Genomic DNA, 21,339 nt, shown 5'->3' on the forward strand with positions numbered 1-21,339 from the left:
CCCGGCCCGCCCGGCGCGTGACTCCCGCACCGGCCGCGCCCCACCGGCCCGGCCCCCCGCTCTCCTCCCTCCCGCCTTCCGACACCCCGGCCGTCCCGCCGAACGGCCGCCCCGAACACCCGGTGTCCCCGCCGGACCGCCAGCCGTCCGCCGGTCTTCTTCCAGATGGGTTGCGTTGAAATGGACAAGGAACAGAAGCTCCGGGACTACCTCAAGCGAGCGAGCGCCGATCTGAAGCGTTCGCGGCAGCGGGTGAGCGAGCTGGAGGCGGCGGCCACCGAGCCCATCGCGATCGTCGGCATGGGCTGCCGCTACCCGGGCGGTGTGAACAGTCCCGAGGACCTGTGGCGGATGCTGGTCGCCGGTGAGGACGGCATCACCCCCATGCCCGACGACCGCGGCTGGGAGGTCGCCGTCGGCGACGGGCCCGCCGACTTCGCCGGCGGCTTCCTGCACGACGCGCCCGCCTTCGACGCGGACTTCTTCGGCATCTCGCCCCGCGAGGCGCTCTCCATGGACCCGCAGCAGCGCCTGCTCCTGGAGACCTCCTGGGAGGCCTTCGAGCGCGCCGGGATCGACCCGTCCGGCATCCGCGGCAGCCGTACCGGCGTGTTCGTCGGCGCCATGCCGCAGGACTACCGCGTCGGCCCCGACGACGACGTCCAGGGCTTCCAGCTGACCGGCAACGCCACCAGCATCCTGTCCGGCCGGCTCTCCTACTTCTACGGCGCCGTCGGCCCCGCCGTCACCGTCGACACCGCCTGTTCGTCCTCGCTGGTCGCCCTGCACCTGGCCGCGCAGTCGCTGCGTGCGGGGGAGTGCTCGCTGGCGCTGGCGGCCGGTGTCACCGTGATGGCGAGCCCCACCACGTTCGTCGAGTTCGCCCGCCAGGGCGGCCTCGCGGGCGACGGCCGCTGCAAGTCCTTCGCCGACGCCGCCGACGGCACCGGCTGGTCCGAGGGCGTCGGCGTCCTCGTCCTGGAGCGGCTGTCCGAGGCCCGCCGCAACGGCCACCAGGTGCTCGCCGTGGTCCGCGGTTCCGCCGTCAACCAGGACGGCGCCTCCAACGGCCTGACCGCCCCCAACGGCCCTTCGCAGCAGCGCGTCATCGAGGCGGCCCTGGTCAACGCCCGTCTCTCCGCCGCCGAGGTCGACGCGGTCGAGGCGCACGGCACCGGCACCGTCCTCGGCGACCCCGTCGAGGCGCAGGCGCTGCTCGCCACCTACGGCCGGGGCCGTGACCCCGAACGGCCCCTGCTGCTCGGCTCGGTGAAGTCCAACATCAGCCACACCCAGGCCGCCGCCGGGGTCGCCGGCGTCATCAAGACGGTCATGGCGATGCGCCACGACCTGCTCCCGCGCACCCTGCACGTGGACCGGCCGTCCACCCACGTCGACTGGACCGAGGGAGCCGTCCGCCTCCTCACCGAGCCCGTGCCGTGGCCGCGCCGCGACGACGCCCCGCGCCGGGTCGGCGTCTCCTCGTTCGGCCTGTCCGGCACCAACGCGCACACCATCATCGAGGAAGCCCCCGTCGAGGAGCCCGCCGCCGACGGCGCCGAGGAGACCCCCGCGGCCCCCGCCGTCGAGCCCGGCGTCCTGCCGTGGCTGCTGTCCGGCCGCACCGCCGACGCCCTGCGCGAGCAGGCCGGCCGGCTGCTGACCCACCTCCGCGACCGGCCCGCGCTCACCGCCCTCGACACCGCCCACGCCCTGGCCACCACCCGCTCCGCCTTCGAGCACCGCGCCGCGCTCACCGCCGCCGACCGCGACACCGCCCTCGCCGCCCTCACGGCGCTCGCCGCCGGCGAGGACGCGCCCGGCCTCACCGTTCGCCGGACCCGCGGCCGCCCCAAGCTCGCCGTGCTCTTCTCCGGCCAGGGCTCCCAGCGCCCCGGCATGGGCCGCGACCTGTACGCCCGTTTCCCCGTCTTCGCGCGCGCCCTCGACGAGATCCTCGGCCACCTCGACGCCGGACTCGACCGCCCGCTGCGCCCCCTCCTGCTGGCCGAGGAGGGCACCGCCGAGGCCGCCCTGCTCGAGCGCACCGGATACGCGCAGCCCGCCCTCTTCGCCCTCGAAGTCGCCCTCTACCGGCTGGTCGAGTCCTGGGGCGTCACCCCCGACCACGTCGCCGGCCACTCCGTGGGCGAGATCGCCGCCGCGCACGTCGCGGGCGTCTTCTCCCTGGCGGACGCCTGCACCCTGGTCGCCGCCCGCGGCCGGCTGATGGAGGCACTGCCCGGGGGCGGCGCCATGGTCTCCGTCGAGGCCACCGAGGACGAGGTGGCCCCGCTGGTCGCCGAGCACGCCGACCGGGTGGCGATCGCCGCCCTGAACGGCCCCTCGGCGGTGGTCGTCGCGGGCGCCGCCGACGCCGTCGCCGCCGTCGCCGCGCACTTCACCGCCCTCGGCCGCCGCACCCGCCGGCTGCGCGTCTCGCACGCCTTCCACTCGCCGCTGATGGAGCCGATGCTCGCGGAGTTCCGGGAGATCGTCGCCGGACTGTCCCCGCAGGCCCCCGCGCTGCCCGTGGTCTCCAACCTCACCGGCACACCCGCCACCGTCGAGCGGCTGACCTCCGCCGACTACTGGACCGACCACGTCCGCCACCCCGTCCGCTTCGCCGACGGGGTCTCCTGGCTGGCCGGCCACGGCACCGGTGTCTTCCTCGAACTCGGCCCCGACGGCACCCTTTCCGCGCTCACCCGCGCCTGCCTGGACGCCGCCGGACACGAGGACGCCGCCGCCCTGCCCGCCCTGCGCAAGGACCGGCCCGAGGCCACCGCTCTCACCGAGACCGCCGCCGGCCTGTACCTGCACGGCGTGCCGCTGCGCTGGGAGCGCTGGTTCGACGGCACCGGCGCCCGCCGCGCCGACCTGCCGACCTACGCCTTCCAGCACCACCGTTACTGGCCGAAGGGCGTCACCGGCACGGCCGGCGACGTACGGGCCGCGGGCCTGGGCGCCGCCCACCACCCGCTGCTGGCCGCCGCCGTCACCCTCGCCAACTCCGACGGGCTGCTGCTCACCGGCCGCCTCTCGGTGCGCACCCACCCCTGGCTCGCCGACCACGTGGTCCGCGGCACCGTCCTGCTGCCCGGCACCGCCTTCCTGGAGCTGGCGGTGCGGGCCGGCGACGAAGTCGGCTGCGACCGCGTCGAGGACCTCACCCTCGCCGCCCCGCTCGCCCTGCCCGGGGACGGCGGCGTCCAGGTCCAGGTGTGGATCGCCGGCCCCGACGACACCGGCCGCCGCGCCCTCAGCCTCTACGCCCGCCCCGACGGCGACGACGACCAGCCCTGGACCCGGCACGCCACCGGCACCCTCGCCCCCGGCGCCCGCCGGGAGGAAGGCTTCGACGCGGCCGTGTGGCCCCCGGCCGGCGCCGAGCCGGTCGACCTGGACGGCTTCTACGACTCGCTCGCCGACACCGGCTTCGGCTACGGCCCGGCCTTCCGCGGCCTGCGAGCGGTGTGGCGGCGCGGCGAGGAGACCTTCGCCGAGGTCGCCCTCGACGCCGGACCCGCCGGTGACGCGCCCTCCTTCGGACTCCACCCCGCGCTCCTCGACGCGGCCCTGCACGCCACCGCCTTCGCCCCGCTCGGCGAGGACGGACGCGGCGGCCTGCCGTTCTCCTGGCAGGACGTCACCCTGCACGCCGGCGGCGCCACCGAGGCCCGGGTCCGCATCGTCCCGGCCGGCGACGACGCCGTGTCGGTCGCCGTCACCGACGCCACCGGGGCGCCCGTCGCCTCCGTGGCCTCCCTGGTCCTGCGCACCGCCCCGGACGCGCGCGCCACCGCGGCCTCCGCCCTGGAACGGGATGCGCTGTTCGCCCTGGACTGGGTCCGGACCACGGCCTCCGCCGACGACACCGCCCCGCCCGCGACCGTGGACCTGCTCGGCGCCGACCCCTTCGGCCTCACCGCCGCCCTGACCGCCGCCGGTGCGACGGTCGCCGACGGCGACGGGACGCCGGAGCTGGTGCTCGTCCCCGTCGCCGGCGCGGGCGAGGACCACATGCTCACCTCGGTGCACGAGGTCACCTCCCGCGCCCTGGGCCACCTGCGGGACTGGCTCGACGACCCGGCCCGTTCCGGCTCCCGGCTGGTCTTCGTCACCCGGGGCGCCGTCGCCACCGACGGCGGCGGTGTCACCGACCCCGCCGCGGCGGCCGTCTGGGGCCTGGTCCGCTCCGCGCAGACCGAACACCCCGGCCGCTTCGGCCTCCTGGACCTCGACCCGGCGTCCACAGTCGACCCCGCCGCCCTCGTGGCCGCCCTCGGCGCCGACGAACCGCAGGCCGCCGTCCGCGACGGCGCGGTCCTCGGCGCCCGCCTCGCCCGCGTCCGCCCGCCCGCCGAACGGGACACCCCTGCCTGGAACCCCGACGGCACCGTCGTGATCACCGGCGGCACCGGCGGCCTGGGCGCCCTCCTCGCCCGCCACCTCGTCGCGCGACACGGCGTACGGCACCTGCTCCTCGCCGGCAGGCGCGGCCCCGACGCCCCCGGCGCCGCCGAACTCGCCGACGCCCTGCGCGAGTCCGGCGCCGAGGTCACGCTCCGGGCGTGCGACGCCGCCGACCCCGACGCCGTCGCCGCACTGTTCGCCGCCGTCCCCGAGGACCACCCCGTCACCGCCGTGGTGCACACCGCGGGCGTCCTCGACGACGGGCTCGTGGAGTCCTTCACCGCCGACCGCCTCACCGCCCTCCTGCGGCCCAAGGCCGACGCCGTCTGGCACCTGCACCGGGCCACGCGCGACCTCGACCTCGCCGCGTTCGTCGTCTTCTCCTCCTTCGCCGGCACCGCCGGCGCCCCCGCCCAGGCCGGCTACGCCGCCGCCAACGCCTTCCTCGACGCGCTCGCCGCGACCCGGCGCGCCGGCGGACTGCCCGGACTCTCCCTCGGCTGGGGCCCCTGGGCGCCCGGCACCGGAATGACCGGCGAACTGACCGAGCACGACCTGCGCCGCCTGTCCCGCTCCGGCACGCCCCCGCTCACCCCCGAGGACGGCCTGGCCCTCTTCGACACCGCCCTCACCCTGCCGCGCGCCGCCGTCCTGCCGGTCCGGCTCGACCTGGCCGCGCTGCGCGGCGGGGGAGAGGTGCCGCCGCTGCTGCGCGGTCTGATCCGGGCCCGCCGCCGCGCCGTGCGCACCGGCTCCGGGACCGCGCTCGGCCTCGCCCAGCGGCTGTCCCGGCTCGACGCGGAGGCCCGCACCGAGACCGTCACCGACCTGGTGCGCGCCCAGGTGGCCGCCGTCCTCGGACACGCCTCCGCCACCGACATCGACCCCGAACGCGCCTTCCAGGACCTCGGCTTCGACTCCCTGACCGCCGTCGAACTGCGCAACAGGCTCGCCGCCGCCACCGGCCTGCGCACCTCGGCCACCGTCGTCTTCGACTACCCCACGGTCTCCGCGCTCGCCGCCCACCTGCTGGAGGAACTCACCGGCGACGCCGAAGCGGAGGCGTCCGCCGCCACCCCGGCCGCCGGCGCCGCCACCGCCGACGACCCGATCGTCATCGTCGGCATGAGCTGCCGCTACCCCGGTGGCGTCAGCTCCCCCGACGACCTGTGGCGCCTGGTCACCGAGGGCACCGACGCGGTCGGCGGCCTGCCCGTCAACCGGGGCTGGGACCTGGACGCCCTGTACCACCCGGACCCCGACCACCCCGGCACCTCGTACACCCGCCACGGCGGATTCCTGCACGACGCGGGCGACTTCGACCCAGGCTTCTTCGGCATGAGCCCCCGCGAGGCGCTGGCCACCGACTCCCAGCAGCGGCTGCTCCTGGAGGCGTCCTGGACCGCCGTGGAGCACGCCGGCATCGACCCGGTCTCCCTGCGCGGCAGCCGCACCGGCGTCTTCGCCGGCGTGATGTACAGCGACTACTCCGCCACCCTCGCCGACGAGCGCTTCGAGGGCCACCAGGGCAGCGGCACCGCGCCCAGCATCGCCTCCGGACGGGTCTCCTACGCCCTCGGCCTGGAGGGCCCGGCGGTCACCGTCGACACCGCCTGCTCCTCCTCCCTGGTCGCCCTGCACTGGGCGATGCAGGCCCTGCGCTCCGGTGAGTGCTCCCTCGCCCTGGCCGGCGGCGTCACCGTGATGTCCACGCCGACCTCCCTGATCGAGTTCTCCCGCCAGCGCGGCCTGGCGCCCGACGGCCGCTGCAAGGCCTTCTCCGACGACGCCGACGGCGTCGGCTGGTCCGAGGGCGTCGGCGTCCTCCTCCTGGAACGCCTCTCCGACGCGCGCCGCAACGGCCACCGCGTCCTGGCCGTGGTGCGCGGCTCCGCCGTCAACCAGGACGGCGCCTCCAACGGCCTGACCGCCCCCAACGGCCCCTCCCAGCAGCGCGTCATCCGCCAGGCCCTGAACGCCGCCGGACTGGACCCCGCCGACGTGGACGCCGTCGAGGCGCACGGCACCGGCACCACGCTCGGCGACCCCATCGAGGCGCAGGCCCTGCTCGCCGCCTACGGCCAGGGCCGCGATCCCGAACGCCCCCTGCTGCTCGGCTCGGTGAAGTCGAACCTGGGGCACACCCAGGCCGCCGCGGGCGTCGCCGGCGTGATCAAGATGGTCATGGCGATGCGCCACGGCGAGCTGCCGCGGACCCTGCACGCCGACCGCCCCTCCCGCCACGTCGACTGGGAGTCCGGCGCGGTCGCGCTCCTCCAGGAGCACACCCCCTGGCCCGAGACGGGCCGTCCCCGCCGCGCCGCCGTCTCCTCCTTCGGCATCAGCGGCACCAACGCGCACGTCGTCCTGGAGCAGCCCGCACCGCAGCCCGCGCCCCGCCCCGCGAGCACCGACGGCACCGACGCCCCCGCCGTCCTGCCGTGGGTCCTGTCCGGCCGCACCCGGCCCGCACTGCGCGCCCAGGCCGCCCGCCTGCTGGCCCACCTGGACGAGCGCCCCGCCCTCGCGCCCGCCGACGTGACCCTCTCCCTGGCCACCACCCGGCCCGCGTTCGAGCAGCGCGCCGTCGCCGTCGGCGCCCCCGACGACGTACGGCGGGCCCTGGCCGCCCTCGCCGCCGACCGCCCCGACCCGGCGCTGGTCCTCGGCGAGACCGGCGGCGCCGCCCGCACCGCCCTGCTGTTCACCGGACAGGGCAGCCAGCGCCCCGGCGCCGGCCGTGAACTGTACGCCCGGTACCCGCGGTTCGCCGAGGCGCTCGACGAGGTCGTGGCGAAGCTCGACCCGCTGCTCACCGACCCGGAGACGGACGCCGCGCCGCGCTCCCTCAAGGACGTCCTGTTCGCCGGGGACGGCACCCCCGAGGCCGCCGCGCTCTACGAGACCGGCTGGACCCAGCCCGCCCTGTTCGCCCTCGAAACCGCCCTGTACCACCTGGTCCGCTCCTGGGGCGTGCGTCCCGGCGTGCTCCTCGGCCACTCCATCGGCGGCATCACCGCCGCCCACGCCGCCGGCGTCCTCTCCCTGGACGACGCCTGCGCCCTGGTCGCCGCGCGCGCCCGGCTCATGCAGGCGCTGCCCCAGGGCGGCGCCATGTACTCCGTACAGGCCACCGAGGACGAGGTGCTGCCGCTGCTGGACGGTCTGGAGGACCAGGTCTGCCTGGCCGCCGTCAACAGCCCCGGCTCCGTCGTGGTCGCCGGGGACGAGGACGCCGCCGAGCGCGTCGCCGCCCACTTCGCCGGCCAGGGCCGCACCACCCGCCGGCTGCGGGTCAGCCACGCCTTCCACTCGCCGCGCATGGACGCCATGCTCGACGCCTACCGCCGGGTCGCCGAGGGCCTGACCTACCACGAGCCGACCGTGCCGGTCGTCTCCGACCTCACCGGCCGCCCCGCCACCGGCGGCGACCTGCGCACCGCCGACTACTGGGTGCGCCACGTCCGCGGCACCGTCCGCTTCGCCGACGCCGTGCGCGCCGCCCACGAGGCGGGCGCCGCCACCTTCCTCGAGCTCGGCCCCGGCGGCTCCCTGGCCGCCCTCGCCGAGGACACCCTCGGCGACGACGCCGGCACCGACGCCGTCCCCCTCCTGCGCACCGACCGCCCCGAGGACGTCAGCGCCCTCACCGCCCTCGCCCGCCTGCACGTGCGCGGCGTCCGCGTGGACTGGTCCGCCCTGTACACCGGCACCGGCGCCACCACCGTCGAACTGCCCACCTACGCCTTCCAGCACGAGACGTACTGGCCCGACACCACCGCCCCCGGCGCCCGCCGCGCCGTCTCCGACCCCGCCGACGCCGCCCTGTGGACCGCCGTCGAACGCGGCGACGCCGACGGGCTCGCCGGACTGCTCGGTCTGCGCGACGAGGAGCACGCCTCCCTGTACGCGCTGCTGCCCTCGCTGTCGTCCTGGCGGCGCGCCCGGCAGGAGAAGGCCGTCCTGGACGCCGCCCGCTACCAGGTCGCCTGGCGGCCCGCCACGACCACCGGCGCCCCCGTCCTGGACGGAACCTGGCTGGCCGTCACCACCGCCGGCGACGAGGCCGGCGAGGTCCTCGACGCGCTGCGCGGCCACGGCGCCCTGCTCCGGCGCCTGGAACTCGACGCCACCCACCTCGACCGCGAGCGGCTCGCCGGCGCCCTGCGCGCCGCCGGGGTCACGGAAGCGGCCGGCGTCCTCAACCTGCTGCCGCTCGCCGACGGCCCCCACCCCACCGGCACGGCCCCGGGGGACACCGCCGCCGGCGGCCTCCCGCCCGGCTTCGCCCTCGGCGTCGTCCTCGCCCAGGCCTGCGGCGACACCGGCGCCACCGCCCCGCTGTGGACCGTCACCCGCGGCGCCGTCTCCACCGGGCCGGGCGACCCGCTCACCCACCCCGCCCGCGCCGCCCACTGGGGCCTGGGCCGGGTCACCGCCCTGGAACGCCCCGAGCAGCCGGGCGGCCTCGTCGACCTGCCGGCCGTTTTCGACGCGCCCGCGGCACAGCGCCTGGCCGGCGTGCTCGCCGCCCGCGACGGCGACGACCAGGTCGCCGTCCGCGCCTCCGGCGTACTCGCCCGCCGCGTCGTCCGCCACCCCGGCGCCGACCTGCCCCGCGAGGACGCCCTCACCGTCTCCGGCACCGTCCTGATCACCGGCGGCACCGGCGGACTCGGCGCCGAGACCGCCCGTCTGCTGGCCCGCGCCGGCGCCGCCCACCTGATCCTCACCGGCCGGCGCGGCCCCGACGCGCCGGGTGCCGCCGAACTCGCCGCCGAACTCCAGGAGTCGGGCGCCCGCGTCACCCTCGTCGCCTGCGACAGCGCCGACCGCGACGCCCTCGCGGCCGTCCTCGCCGCCGTCCCCGAGGACGCCCCGCTCACCGGTGTGGTGCACGCCGCGGGCGTCGGCCAGGCCGCGCCCCTGTCCGCCACCCCGCTGGCCGACACCGCCGCCGCGATGGCCGCCAAGACCCTCGGCGCCGCCCACCTCGACGCCCTGCTCGACGGCCACGACCTGGACTTCTTCCTGCTGTACTCGTCCGTCGCCGGAGTGTGGGGCAGCGCCGGACAGAGCGCCTACGCCGCCGCCAACGCCTACCTCGACGCCCTCGCCGAGCACCGGCGCGCCCGGGGCCTGGCCGCCACCGCCATCGCCTGGGGACCGTGGGCCGAGATCGGCATGGCCCACGCGCACCACTCCGTCTCCGACACCCTCGAACGCAGCGGACTGCGCCTGCTGGCCCCCGCCACCGCCGTCACCGAGCTGCGCCGCGCCCTGGTCCAGCGGGACACCGCGCTCACCGTCGCCGACGTCGACTGGGACCGGTACCACCCGGTCTTCACCGCCGTGCGCGCCAGCCGCCTGTTCGACGGGATCGACACCGTGCGCGCCCTCGCCGCCCCCGCGGACACCGCCGCCGCCGTCTCCGAACTGGCCGGACGGCTGCGCGGACTGACCGGCGACGAGCAGGAGCGGCTGCTCGTGGACCTGGTGCGCTCCGAGGCCGCCCTCGTCCTCGGCCACACCTCCGCCGACGGCGTCCCCGCCAGGCGTGCCTTCCGCGACGCGGGCTTCGACTCGCTGACCGCCGTGGAACTGCGCAAGCGCCTCGCCGCGCTCACCGGCCTCGCCCTGCCCACCACCCTGGTCTTCGACCACCCCAACCCGGCCGCCCTCGCCCGCCACCTCCAGGACGAACTCCTCGGCGCCGGCGACAGCGCGCCGCCCGCCACCGCCGGCCCGGTCGCCACCGACGAGCCCATCGCCATCATCGGCATGAGCTGCCGCTTCCCCGGCGGCGCCCGCTCCGCCGACGCGTTCTGGCGGCTCGTCGCCGACGGCGCCGACACCATCTCCGACTTCCCCGTCAACCGGGGCTGGGACGCCGACGCCCTCTACGACCCCGACCCCGACAACCCCGGCACCACCTACTCCACCCTCGGCGGCTTCCTGCACGACGCGGGCGAGTTCGACCCCGGCTTCTTCGGCATCTCGCCCCGCGAGGCCGTCACCATGGACCCGCAGCAGCGGCTGCTCCTGGAGACCACCTGGGAGGCGTTCGAACACGCCGGGATCGACCCCGCCGCGGTGCACTCCACGCCCACCGGCACCTTCATCGGCTCCACCTACCAGGACTACGGCGTCGCCATGGACGACGGCTCCGCCGGGCACGCCGTCACCGGCTCCAGCCCCAGCGTCCTGTCCGGCCGCCTCGCCTACACCTTCGGCCTGGAGGGCCCGGCCGTCACCGTCGACACCGCCTGCTCCTCCTCCCTGGTCGCGCTGCACCTGGCCTGCCAGTCGCTGCGCAACGGCGAGAGCAGCCTCGCCCTCGCGGGCGGCGCCACCGTCATGACCAACCCGATGTCGTTCATCGCGTTCAGCCGGCAGCGGGCGCTGGCCCGCGACGGACGCTGCAAGGCGTTCTCCGACGACGCCGACGGCATGACCCTCGCCGAGGGCGTCGGCGTCCTCGTCCTGGAACGGCTCTCCGACGCGCGCCGCAACGGCCGCGAGATCCTCGCCGTCGTCCGCGGCTCCGCCATCAACCAGGACGGCGCCTCCAACGGCCTCACCGCCCCCAACGGCCCCTCCCAGGTCCGCGTCATCCGCCAGGCCCTGAACGCCGCCGGACTCGCCCCCGACGACGTCGACGTGGTCGAGGCGCACGGCACCGGCACCGCGCTCGGCGACCCCATCGAGGCGCAGGCGCTGCTGGCCACCTACGGCCGGGACCGCGACCCGGAGCGCCCCCTGCTGCTCGGCTCGGTGAAGTCCAACATCGGCCACACCCAGTCGGCGGCGGGTGTCGCCGGCGTGATCAAGATGGTCATGGCGATGCGGCACGGCACCCTGCCGCGCACCCTGCACGCCGACCGCCCCTCCCGCCACGTCGACTGGGAGTCCGGCGCGGTCCGCCTCGTCACCGAGACCACCGACTGGCACAAGGACGACGCCCCGCTGCGCTGCGCCGTTTCCTCCTTCGGCATCAGCGGCACCAACGCGCACGCCGTCCTGGAGCAGGCGCCCGACGACCCGGAGCCCGCCGAGGCCCCCGAGCCGGCCCTTCCGGCCGGCGGCGCCCTGCCCTGGATCCTGTCCGCCGCCGCTCCCGCGGCGCTGCGCGGCCAGGCCCGCAACCTCGCCGCGCACGTCACCGCCGCCGGGCCGCACCCCGCCGACGTCGGCCACACCCTGATCACCGCCCGCTCCGTGCTGGAGCACCGCGCCGTCGCCCTCGGCGCCACCACCGGCGAACTCACCGACGCGCTCACCGCGTTCGCCGACGGCGAGTCCACCGCCCAGGTCGTCAGCGGCACCGCCGACACCGACGGCCGCACCGTGTTCGTCTTCCCGGGCCAAGGCTCCCAGTGGGCCGGCATGGGCGCCGAACTCCTCGACACCTCACCCGTGTTCGCCGAGCGGCTGCACGAGTGCGCCGCCGCGCTCGCCCCGTTCACCGACTGGTCCCTGACCGACGTGATCCGCGGCGCCGACGGCGCGCCCGACTTCGACCGCGTCGACGTCGTCCAGCCCGTCACCTGGGCCGTGATGGTGTCCCTGGCCGAGCTGTGGCGTGCCCACGGCGTCACCCCGGACGCCGTCGTCGGCCACTCCCAGGGCGAGATCGCCGCCGCCGTCGTCTCCGGCGCCCTGTCCCTGGAGGACGGCGCCCGCGTCGTCGCCCTGCGCAGTCAGGCCATCGGCCGCGTCCTGGCCGGCGCCGGCGGCATGATGTCCGTGCAGCTGCCCGCCGCCGAGGCCGAGGAGTACCTGGCCGCCCACGGCGGCGCCGTGTCCGTCGCCGCCGTCAACGGACCCCGCTCGGTGGTCCTCGCCGGCGCCCCCGACGCGCTCGACGCCCTGCACGCCGAGTTCACCGTCCGGGGCGTACGCGCCCGCCGCGTCGCCGTGGACTACGCCTCCCACTCCCCGCAGGTCGAGCGCGTCCACGACGAACTCCTCGAACTCCTGGCCCCCGTGACGCCCCGCCGGGCGCGGGTGCCGTTCCACTCCACCGTCACCGGCGAGATCCTCGGCGCCGCCACCACGGACGCCGCCTACTGGTACCGCAACCTGCGGCAGACCGTCCGCTTCGAGGACGCCGTACGCGCCCTCCTCGACGGCGGACACACCGTCTTCGTCGAGATCAGCCCGCACCCCGTGCTCACCATGGCGGTGCAGGCCACCGCCGAGGAGACCGGCGACCCGGTCGCCGTCACCGGCACCCTGCGCCGCGACCAGGGCGGCACCGGCCGCTTCCTGGCCTCCCTCGCCGAGCAGTGGGTCCGCGGCGGCCGCGCCGACTGGGCCGCCGTCTACGCCGGCTGCGGCGCCCGCAGGACACCCCTGCCCACCTACGCCTTCCAGCGCGAGCACCTGTGGACCGAGGCCGCGCCGCCGCGCGCCGCGGGCGACGGCGATCCCGCCGACGCCGAGTTCTGGACCGAGGTCGAGCAGGAGGACGTCGACTCCCTCGCCACCCGCCTGCACCTGGACCGTGACGCCCTCGCCCCCGTCCTGCCCGCCCTGTCCACCTGGCGACGGCAGCGCCGTGACCGCTCCACCGTCGGCTCCTGGCGCTACCGCGCCACCTGGAAGCCGCTCGGCGCCCTGCCCGACGCCGCCCTCACCGGCACCTGGCTGCTGGTCACCGCCGACGGCGCCGACCCCGAGCACACCGCCGCCGTACGGGAGGCGCTCACCGCGCACGGCGCCGACGTGGCGCCGCTGCCCCTCGACGCCGCCGACACCGACCGCGGCCACCTCGCCGCCCGCCTGCGCGACCTGCCCGAACCCACCGGTGTGGTGTCGCTGCTGGCCGACGCCGAGGACACCGGCACCCTCCACCCCGTGCTGTCCGCCGGGCTCGCGCTCTCCGTCGTCCTGATCCAGGCCCTCGGCGACGCCGGCGTCGACGCGCCCCTGTGGGCGCTGACCCGCGGCGCCGTCTCCACCGGCCGCGCCGACCGGCTCACCCGGCCCGCGCAGGCCATGGTGCAAGGACTCGGCTGGACCGCCGCGCTGGAACACCCGCAGCGCTGGGGCGGCACCGTCGACCTGCCCGGCACCCTCGACCACCGCGCCGCCCGGCGGCTCGCCGCCGTCCTCACCGGCGGCACCGGCGAGGACCAGCTCGCCGTCCGCGCCTCCGGCGTCCTCGCCCGCCGCGTCGCCCCGGCGCCCGCCCCCGCCGGCGGCCCCGGCTGGAGCCCGCGCGGCACCGTCCTGGTCACCGGCGGCACCGGCACCCTCGGCCCCCACCTGGCCCGCTGGCTCGCCGACCTGGGCGCCCGCGACCTGGTCCTCACCAGCCGCCGCGGCGACAGCGCCCCCAAAGCGGCCGAACTCGTCGCCGACCTCGCCGCACGCGGCTGCACCGCCACCGTCGCCGCCTGCGACGTCACCGACCGGGACGCCGTCGCCGCGCTCCTGGACCGGCTCGCCGCCGAGGGCCGGACCGTCCGCAGCGTCTTCCACACCGCCGCCGTCATCGAACTCCAGTCGATCGACGAGACCGGCCTCGACGCCTTCGCCAAGGTCGTGCACGCCAAGACCGCCGGCGCCGCCCACCTCGACGAACTCCTCGACGACGACCAGCTCGACGCGTTCGTCCTCTACTCGTCCACCGCCGGCATGTGGGGCAGCGGCCGGCACGCCGCGTACGTCGCCGCCAACGCCCACCTCAACGCGCTCGCCGAGCACCGCCGCGCCCGCGGCGCCCGCGCCACCGCGATCTCGTGGGGCATCTGGGCCGACGACATGAAGCTCGGCCGCGTCGACCCCGGCCAGATCCGCCGCAGCGGACTGGTCTTCATGAACCCCGAGCTGGCCCTCGCCGGACTCCGGGGGGCCCTCGACGCCGACGAGGGCGTCCTCGCCGTCGCCGACGTCGACTGGGACCGCTACCACCCGGTGTTCACCTCCTCGCGGCCCACCGGCCTGTTCGAGGACGTCCCCGACGTACGGCGGCTGACCGAGGAGTCCCGGACCCGCGCCGCCGACGGCGGCGAGTTCACCGGCCGGCTGCGCGCGCTGCCCGCCGGCGAACAGGACCGCCTCCTGCTGGACCTGGTCCGCTCCGAGGCCGCCACCGTCCTCGGCCACGCCTCACCGGAGGTGCTGTCCGAGCGCCGCGCCTTCCGCGACGTCGGCTTCGACTCGCTCACCGCCGTCGACCTGCGCAACCGGCTCGCCGCCGTCACCGGCCTCACCCTGCCGAGCACCCTCGTGTTCGACTACCCGGACCCGCTCACCCTCGTCACGCACCTGCGCGGCCTCATCGGCGGCCCCGGCACCGAGGACGGCGGACCGGTGCGCACCACCGCCGCCGTCGACGACGAGCCCATCGCCGTCGTCGCCATGAGCTGCCGCTACCCCGGCGGCATCACCAGCCCCGAGGCCCTGTGGGACCTCGTCGCGTCCGGCGGCGACGCCATCACCGGCTTCCCCGCCGACCGCGGCTGGGACGCCGACGCCCTCTACGACCCCGACCCCGACAAGCCCGGCACCACCTACTCCACCCAGGGCGGCTTCCTCCACGACGTCGCCGACTTCGACGCCGGCTTCTTCGGCATCTCGCCGCGCGAGGCCCTCGCCATGGACCCGCAGCAGCGGCTCCTGCTGGAGACCGGCTGGGAGGTCCTGGAACGCGCCGGCATCGACCCCGCCACCCTCCGCTCCAGCCTCACCGGCACCTTCATCGGCGCCAGCTACCAGGACTACACGGCGGGCGGCGCCTCGACCGAGGGCGCCGAGGGCCACCTCATCACCGGCACCATCTCCAGCGTGATGTCCGGCCGCCTCGCCTACACCTTCGGCCTGGAGGGCCCGGCCGTCACCCTGGACACCGCCTGCTCCTCCTCGCTCGTCGCGCTGCACCTGGCCTGCCAGTCGCTGCGCAACGGCGAGAGCACCCTCGCCCTCGCCGGCGGCGTCAGCGTCATGGCCACCCCCAGCGCCTTCACCGGCTTCAGCCGCCAGCGCGCCATGGCCCCCGACGGCCGCTGCAAGGCGTACGCGGAGGGCGCCGACGGCATGAGCCTCGCCGAGGGCGTCGGCCTCGTCCTGGTCGAACGGCTCTCCGACGCCCGCCGCAACGGCCACCCCGTGCTCGCCGTCATCCGCGGCTCCGCCGTCAACCAGGACGGCGCCTCCAACGGCCTCACCGCCCCCAACGGCCCCTCCCAGGCCCGGGTGATCCGCCAGGCCCTCAGCAACGCGAACCTCACCCCGGCCGACGTCGACGTGGTCGAGGGACACGGCACCGGCACCGCGCTCGGCGACCCGATCGAGGCGCAGGCCCTGCTCGCCACCTACGGCCAGGGCCGGCCCGCCGACCGGCCGCTGCTGCTCGGCTCGGTGAAGTCCAACATCGGCCACACCCAGATGGCGTCCGGCATCGCCGGCGTCATGAAGATGGTCATGGCGATGCGCCACGGCACCGTCCCGCCCACCCTGCACGTGGACACCCCCTCCCGCCACGTCGACTGGGACTCCGGCGCCATCGACCTGGCCACCGACACCGTGCCCTGGCCCGAGACCGGCCGGCCCCGCCGCGCCGCCGTCTCCTCCTTCGGCCTGAGCGGCACCAACGTCCACACCGTCCTCGAACAGGCCCCCGACACCCCCGACGCGGAGCAGCCGAGGACCGTGCCCGCCGCGGACCCCGGCACCCTGCCGGCCGGCGTGCCGCTGGTCCTGTCCGCCCGCACCGCCCCCGCCCTGCGCGCCCAGGCCGGCCGGCTCCTCGACCACAGCGAGGCCCACCCGGACGTCCCGCTGCTCGACGTGGCCCACTCCCTGGCCACCACCCGCGGCACCCTGGAACACCGCGCCGCCGTCCTGGCCGGCGACCGCGACGGGGTCCTGCGCGCCCTGACCGCCCTGCGCGACGGCACCCCCGACGGCGCCCTCGTCACCGGCGCCCCCTCCCGGGGCCGCCTCGCCTTCCTGTTCACCGGGCAGGGCAGCCAGCGCGCCGCCATGGGCCGCGAACTGTACGGCCGGTACCCGGCCTTCGCGGACGCCCTGGACGCCGTCCTCACCCGCTTCGACCAGGAACTCGAACACCCGCTGCGGGACGTGCTGTTCGCCGAGGAGGGCACCCCGGACGCCGCCCTCCTGCACGACACCGCCCACACCCAGCCCGCCCTGTTCGCCCTCGAAGTGGCCCTCTACCGGCTCGTCGAGTCCTGGGGCGCCGTCCCCGACAGCGTCGCCGGCCACTCCGTCGGCGAACTCGCCGCCGCCCACGTCGCGGGCGTCCTCTCCCTGGACGACGCCTGCACCCTCGTCGCCGCCCGGGGCCGCCTCATGGCCGCCCTGCCGGCCGGCGGCGCCATGGTCGCCGTACAGGCCGCCGAGGACGAGGTGCTGCCGCTGCTGGACGGCCTGGAGGACCAGGTCTCCCTCGCCGCCGTCAACGGGCCCCGCTCCGTCGTCCTGTCCGGCGACGAGGAGGCCGTCACCCGGATCGCCGCCCGGCTCGCCGGGGACGGCCGCAAGACCCGCGCCCTGCGCGTCAGCCACGCCTTCCACTCGCCGCGCATGGACGCCATGCTCGACGACTTCGCACGGGTCGCCCGCGGCCTCACCTACCACCCGCCGTCCGTCCCGCTGGTGTCCACCGTCACCGGCGGGCCCGCCGACACCGACGCGCTGCGCACCCCCGACTACTGGGTGCGGCAGGTCCGCGCCACCGTCCGCTTCGCCGACGCGGTGCGCACCCTCGCCCGGCAGGGCCACACCTCCTTCCTGGAGATCGGCCCCGACGGCACCCTGTCCGCCGCCGCCCGCGACGTCCTCGACGCCGCCGAGGACACCGGCACGCCGGCGCACGCCGAGGCGACCGCGGTGCCCGCGCTGCGCCGCGACCGCGACGAGGTCACCGCGCTCACCGCCGCCCTGGCCCGCGTCCACGTCCACGGCGCCCGCGTCGACTGGTCCGGCGTCCTGCGCGGCACCGGCGCCCGCCGCGTCGACCTGCCCACCTACGCCTTCCAGCACAGCCGCTACTGGCCCGACACCGCACACGGGCCCGCCCCGACGACCGCGGCCGGCCCGGCCGACGGCGCGGACGCCGCGTTCTGGTCCGCCGTCGAGCGCGCCGACCTGCCCGCCCTCGGCGCCGACCTCGGCCTCGACGACGACACCCTCGCCGCGTTCGTGCCCGCCCTGTCCGCGTGGCGGCGCCGCCGCACCGAGCGGGCCGCCGCCGACGCCCGCCGCCACCGCGCCGTGTGGAAGCCGCTGGACGGCGCCCCCACCGCACGGCCGGCCGGCGCCTGGCTCGTCCTGCTCCCGGCCACCGGCCCCGGCACCGACGCGGCCGGACTGCCGGACGCCCTCGGCCTGCACGCCGTACGCGTGACCACCGACGGCCGGGACCGCACGGGCCTCGCCGACCTCCTGCGGGAACTGCCGTCGCCCGACGGCGGCTTCACCGGCGTCCTGTCCCTGCTCGCCCTCGGCACGGACGACTCCGACTCCGACGACCCCGCCGGCCTCGGCGGGGTGCTGCCCACGGCCACCGCCGTACAGGCCCTCGGGGACGCGGGGATCCACGCCCCGCTGTGGATCCTCACCCGCCAGGCCGTCACCACCGGCCGCGCCGACCGCCTCGTCCACCCCGGGCAGGCCGCCGCGCGCGGCCTCCTCCGGGTCGCCGCCCTGGAACACCCCGAGCGCCGCTTCGGCGCCGTCGACCTCCCCGAAGACCTCGACACCCGGGCCGTACGCCGCCTGGCCCACCTCCTGGCCGAGCCCGGCGAGGAGAGCGACCTCGCCGTCCGCGCCTCCGCCACCTACGCCCGCCGCCTGGTCCACCACCCCGCGCCCGAGGGCGCCGCCCCCCGGCGGTTCGCCCCCGAGGGCACCACCCTGATCACCGGCGGCACCGGCGCCCTCGGCGCCCACGTCGCCCGCCGCCTCGCCGAACGCGGCGCCCCGCACCTGCTGCTGGTCGGCCGCCGCGGCCCGGACGCGCCCGGCGCCGGCGAGCTCGCGGCCGAGCTGCGGGAGCTGGGCGCGGAGGTGACCGTGGCCGCCTGCGACACAGCCGACCGCGACGCCCTCGCCGCCGTCCTCGCGGCCGTACCCGCCGAACACCCCCTCACCGCGGTGATCCACACCGCCGGCGTGCTCGACGACGGCGTGCTCGACACGCTCACCCCGCAGCGGTTCGACACCGTCCTGAGGGCCAAGGCCCGCTCCGCCGCCCACCTGCACGAACTGACCCGCGACAGCGGTCTCACCGACTTCGTGCTGTTCTCCTCCACCGCCGGCAGCCTCGGCGCCGCCGGCCAGGGCAACTACGCGGCCGCCAACGCCTACCTGGACGCCCTCGCCGAACACCGCCGCGCCGCCGGCCTGCCCGCCACCTCCATCGCCTGGGGTCCCTGGGCCGGCACCGGCATGGCCGGCGACGGCACCGGGGTGGAGGACCGCGTCCGCCGCGGCGGATTCACCCCGATGGACGCCGAGGACGCGCTCGCCGCCCTCGACACCGCCGTCGAGCACGGCGACACCGCGCTCACCGTCGCCGACATCGACTGGCAGCGGTACGCGGCGGTCTTCGCCGCCCACCGCCCCCTCGTCCGCGACCTGCCCGAACTGCGCGCCACCACCCCCGACCCCACGACCACGGCCACGACCGCCGGTCCGGCGCTCGGCCGGGAACTCGCCGCGCTCACCGGACCCGCCCGGCAGCGGTACGTCCTGGACCTCGTGCGCGCCCAGGTCGCCGGCGTCCTCGGCCATCCCGACCCGGCCGCCGTCGAACCCGACCAGGCCTTCACCGACCTCGGGTTCGACTCGCTGACCACCGTCGAACTGCGCAACACCCTCAACGCCACCACCGGCCTGAGGCTGCCCGCCACCCTCGTCTACGACCACCCCACCACCCGTGACCTGGCCGCCCACCTCCTCACCGAACTGCTCGGCGCCCTGCCCGAGCCGGCCGACGGCCGCGCGGCCGTGGACACCACCGGCCACGCGGGAGACGACGACCCCGTGGTCGTCGTCGGCATGGGCTGCCGCTTCCCCGGCGGCGTCGACTCACCCGACGACCTGTGGGACCTGCTGTACGACGGCCGTGACGCCATCACCGGCTTCCCCGCCGACCGCGGCTGGGACCTCGACACCCTCGCCCGCGGCGGCTCCGCCACCCTGGAGGGCGGCTTCCTCGACGGCGCCGGCCTCTTCGACGCCGCCTTCTTCGGGATCTCCCCGCGCGAGGCCCTCGCCATGGACCCGCAGCAGCGGCTCCTCCTGGAGACCTCCTGGGAGGCCCTGGAGCGCGCCGGCATCGACCCGGCGGGCCTGCGCGGGAGTGCCACCGGCGTCTTCGTCGGCACCAACGGCCAGGACTACGCGACCATGCTGCGCCGCGGCACCACCGACGTGCGGGGTCATGCCGCCACCGGCACCACCGCCAGCGTCATGTCCGGCCGGCTGTCCTACACCCTCGGCCTGGAGGGCCCGGCCGTCACCGTCGACACCGCCTGTTCCTCGGCGCTCGTCGCCCTGCACATGGCCGCCACGGCGCTGCGCTCCGGCGAGTGCTCCCTGGTCCTGGCCGGCGGCGTCTCGGTGATGTCCAGCCCCGACGCCTTCGTCGAGTTCACCGCCCAGGGCGGCCTCGCCGGCGACGGCCGCTGCAAGGCCTTCGCCGACTCCGCCGACGGCACCGCCTGGTCCGAGGGCGCCGGCGTCCTGGTCCTGGAACGCCTCTCCGACGCCCGCCGCAACGGGCACCCCGTGCTCGCCGTGGTCCGTGGCTCGGCCGTCAACCAGGACGGCGCCTCCAACGGCCTGACCGCCCCCAACGGCCGCGCCCAGCAGCGCGTCATCCGCGCCGCCCTCGCCGACGCCCGCCTCACTCCGGCCGAGGTGGACGCGGTCGAGGCGCACGGCACCGGCACCACCCTCGGCGACCCCATCGAGGCGCACGCCCTCATCGCCGCCTACGGCGCCGACCGCGACCCGGAGCGCCCGCTGCTGCTCGGCACGGTCAAGTCCAACCTGGGCCACACCCAGGCCGCCGCCGGTGTCGCCGGCGTCATCAAGACCGTGCTCGCCCTGCGCCACGGCGAACTGCCCCGCACCCTCCACGTCGACACCCCGTCGACCCACGTCGACTGGTCCGACGGCACGGTCGCCCTGCTCCGCGAGCGCCGCGCCTGGCCGGAGACCGGCCGGCCGCGCCGTGCCGGCGTCTCCGCCTTCGGCGTCAGCGGCACCAACGCCCACGTCCTGCTGGAGCAGGCCCCGGTGGACGTCGAGTCGCGTGGTGACGCGGCTCCCGTGGCGCCCGCCGAAGTGCCCTGGCTCGTGTCCGCCCGCACCCCCGAGGCCCTCGAGGAGCAGACCGAACGGCTGCTGTCGTTCACCGCCGCCCACCCGGACGCCCCGGCCCTCGACACCGCCTACACCCTGGCCGTCGGCCGCACCGCGTTCGAGCACCGGGCGGTGCTCCTCGCCGCAGTGGACGGCGAACAGCCGGTGGAGGTGGCGCGTGGCCGTGCGGTGGAGCGCTCGCTGGCGGTGCTGTTCTCGGGGCAGGGTGCGCAGCGGGCGGGCATGGGGCGTGAGCTGTATGCCCGGTTCCCGGTGTTCGCGCAGGCGCTGGACGCCGTACTGGCGCGGCTGGACGTGGAGTTGGAGCGTCCGCTGCGGGAGGTGCTGTTCGCCGAGGCGGGCACGCCGGAGGCGGGACTCCTGGACACCACCGGCTACACCCAGCCGGCGCTGTTCGCGGTCGAGGTGGCGCTGTTCCGGCTCGTGGAGTCGTGGGGTGTGACGCCGGAGTTCGTCGCAGGTCACTCGGTCGGGGAGATCGCGGCCGCGCATGTGGCGGGGGTGCTGTCCCTGGACGACGCCTGCACCCTGGTCGCGGCGCGTGCCCGGCTGATGCAG

Annotated in this window: 1 protein-coding gene; it reads left to right on the forward strand. The window is 76.9% G+C overall.

Features of this window, described 5'->3' with window-relative positions; genetic code table 11:
- Positions 1-180 precede the first annotated feature (180 nt).
- Positions 181-21,339 (forward strand): type I polyketide synthase (locus tag ADK41_RS11920; protein ID WP_030821093.1); only part of this gene is annotated, 21,159 nt, incomplete at its 3' end.

Source organism: Streptomyces caelestis, assembly GCF_001279005.1.
Taxonomy (GTDB): domain Bacteria; phylum Actinomycetota; class Actinomycetes; order Streptomycetales; family Streptomycetaceae; genus Streptomyces; species Streptomyces heliomycini.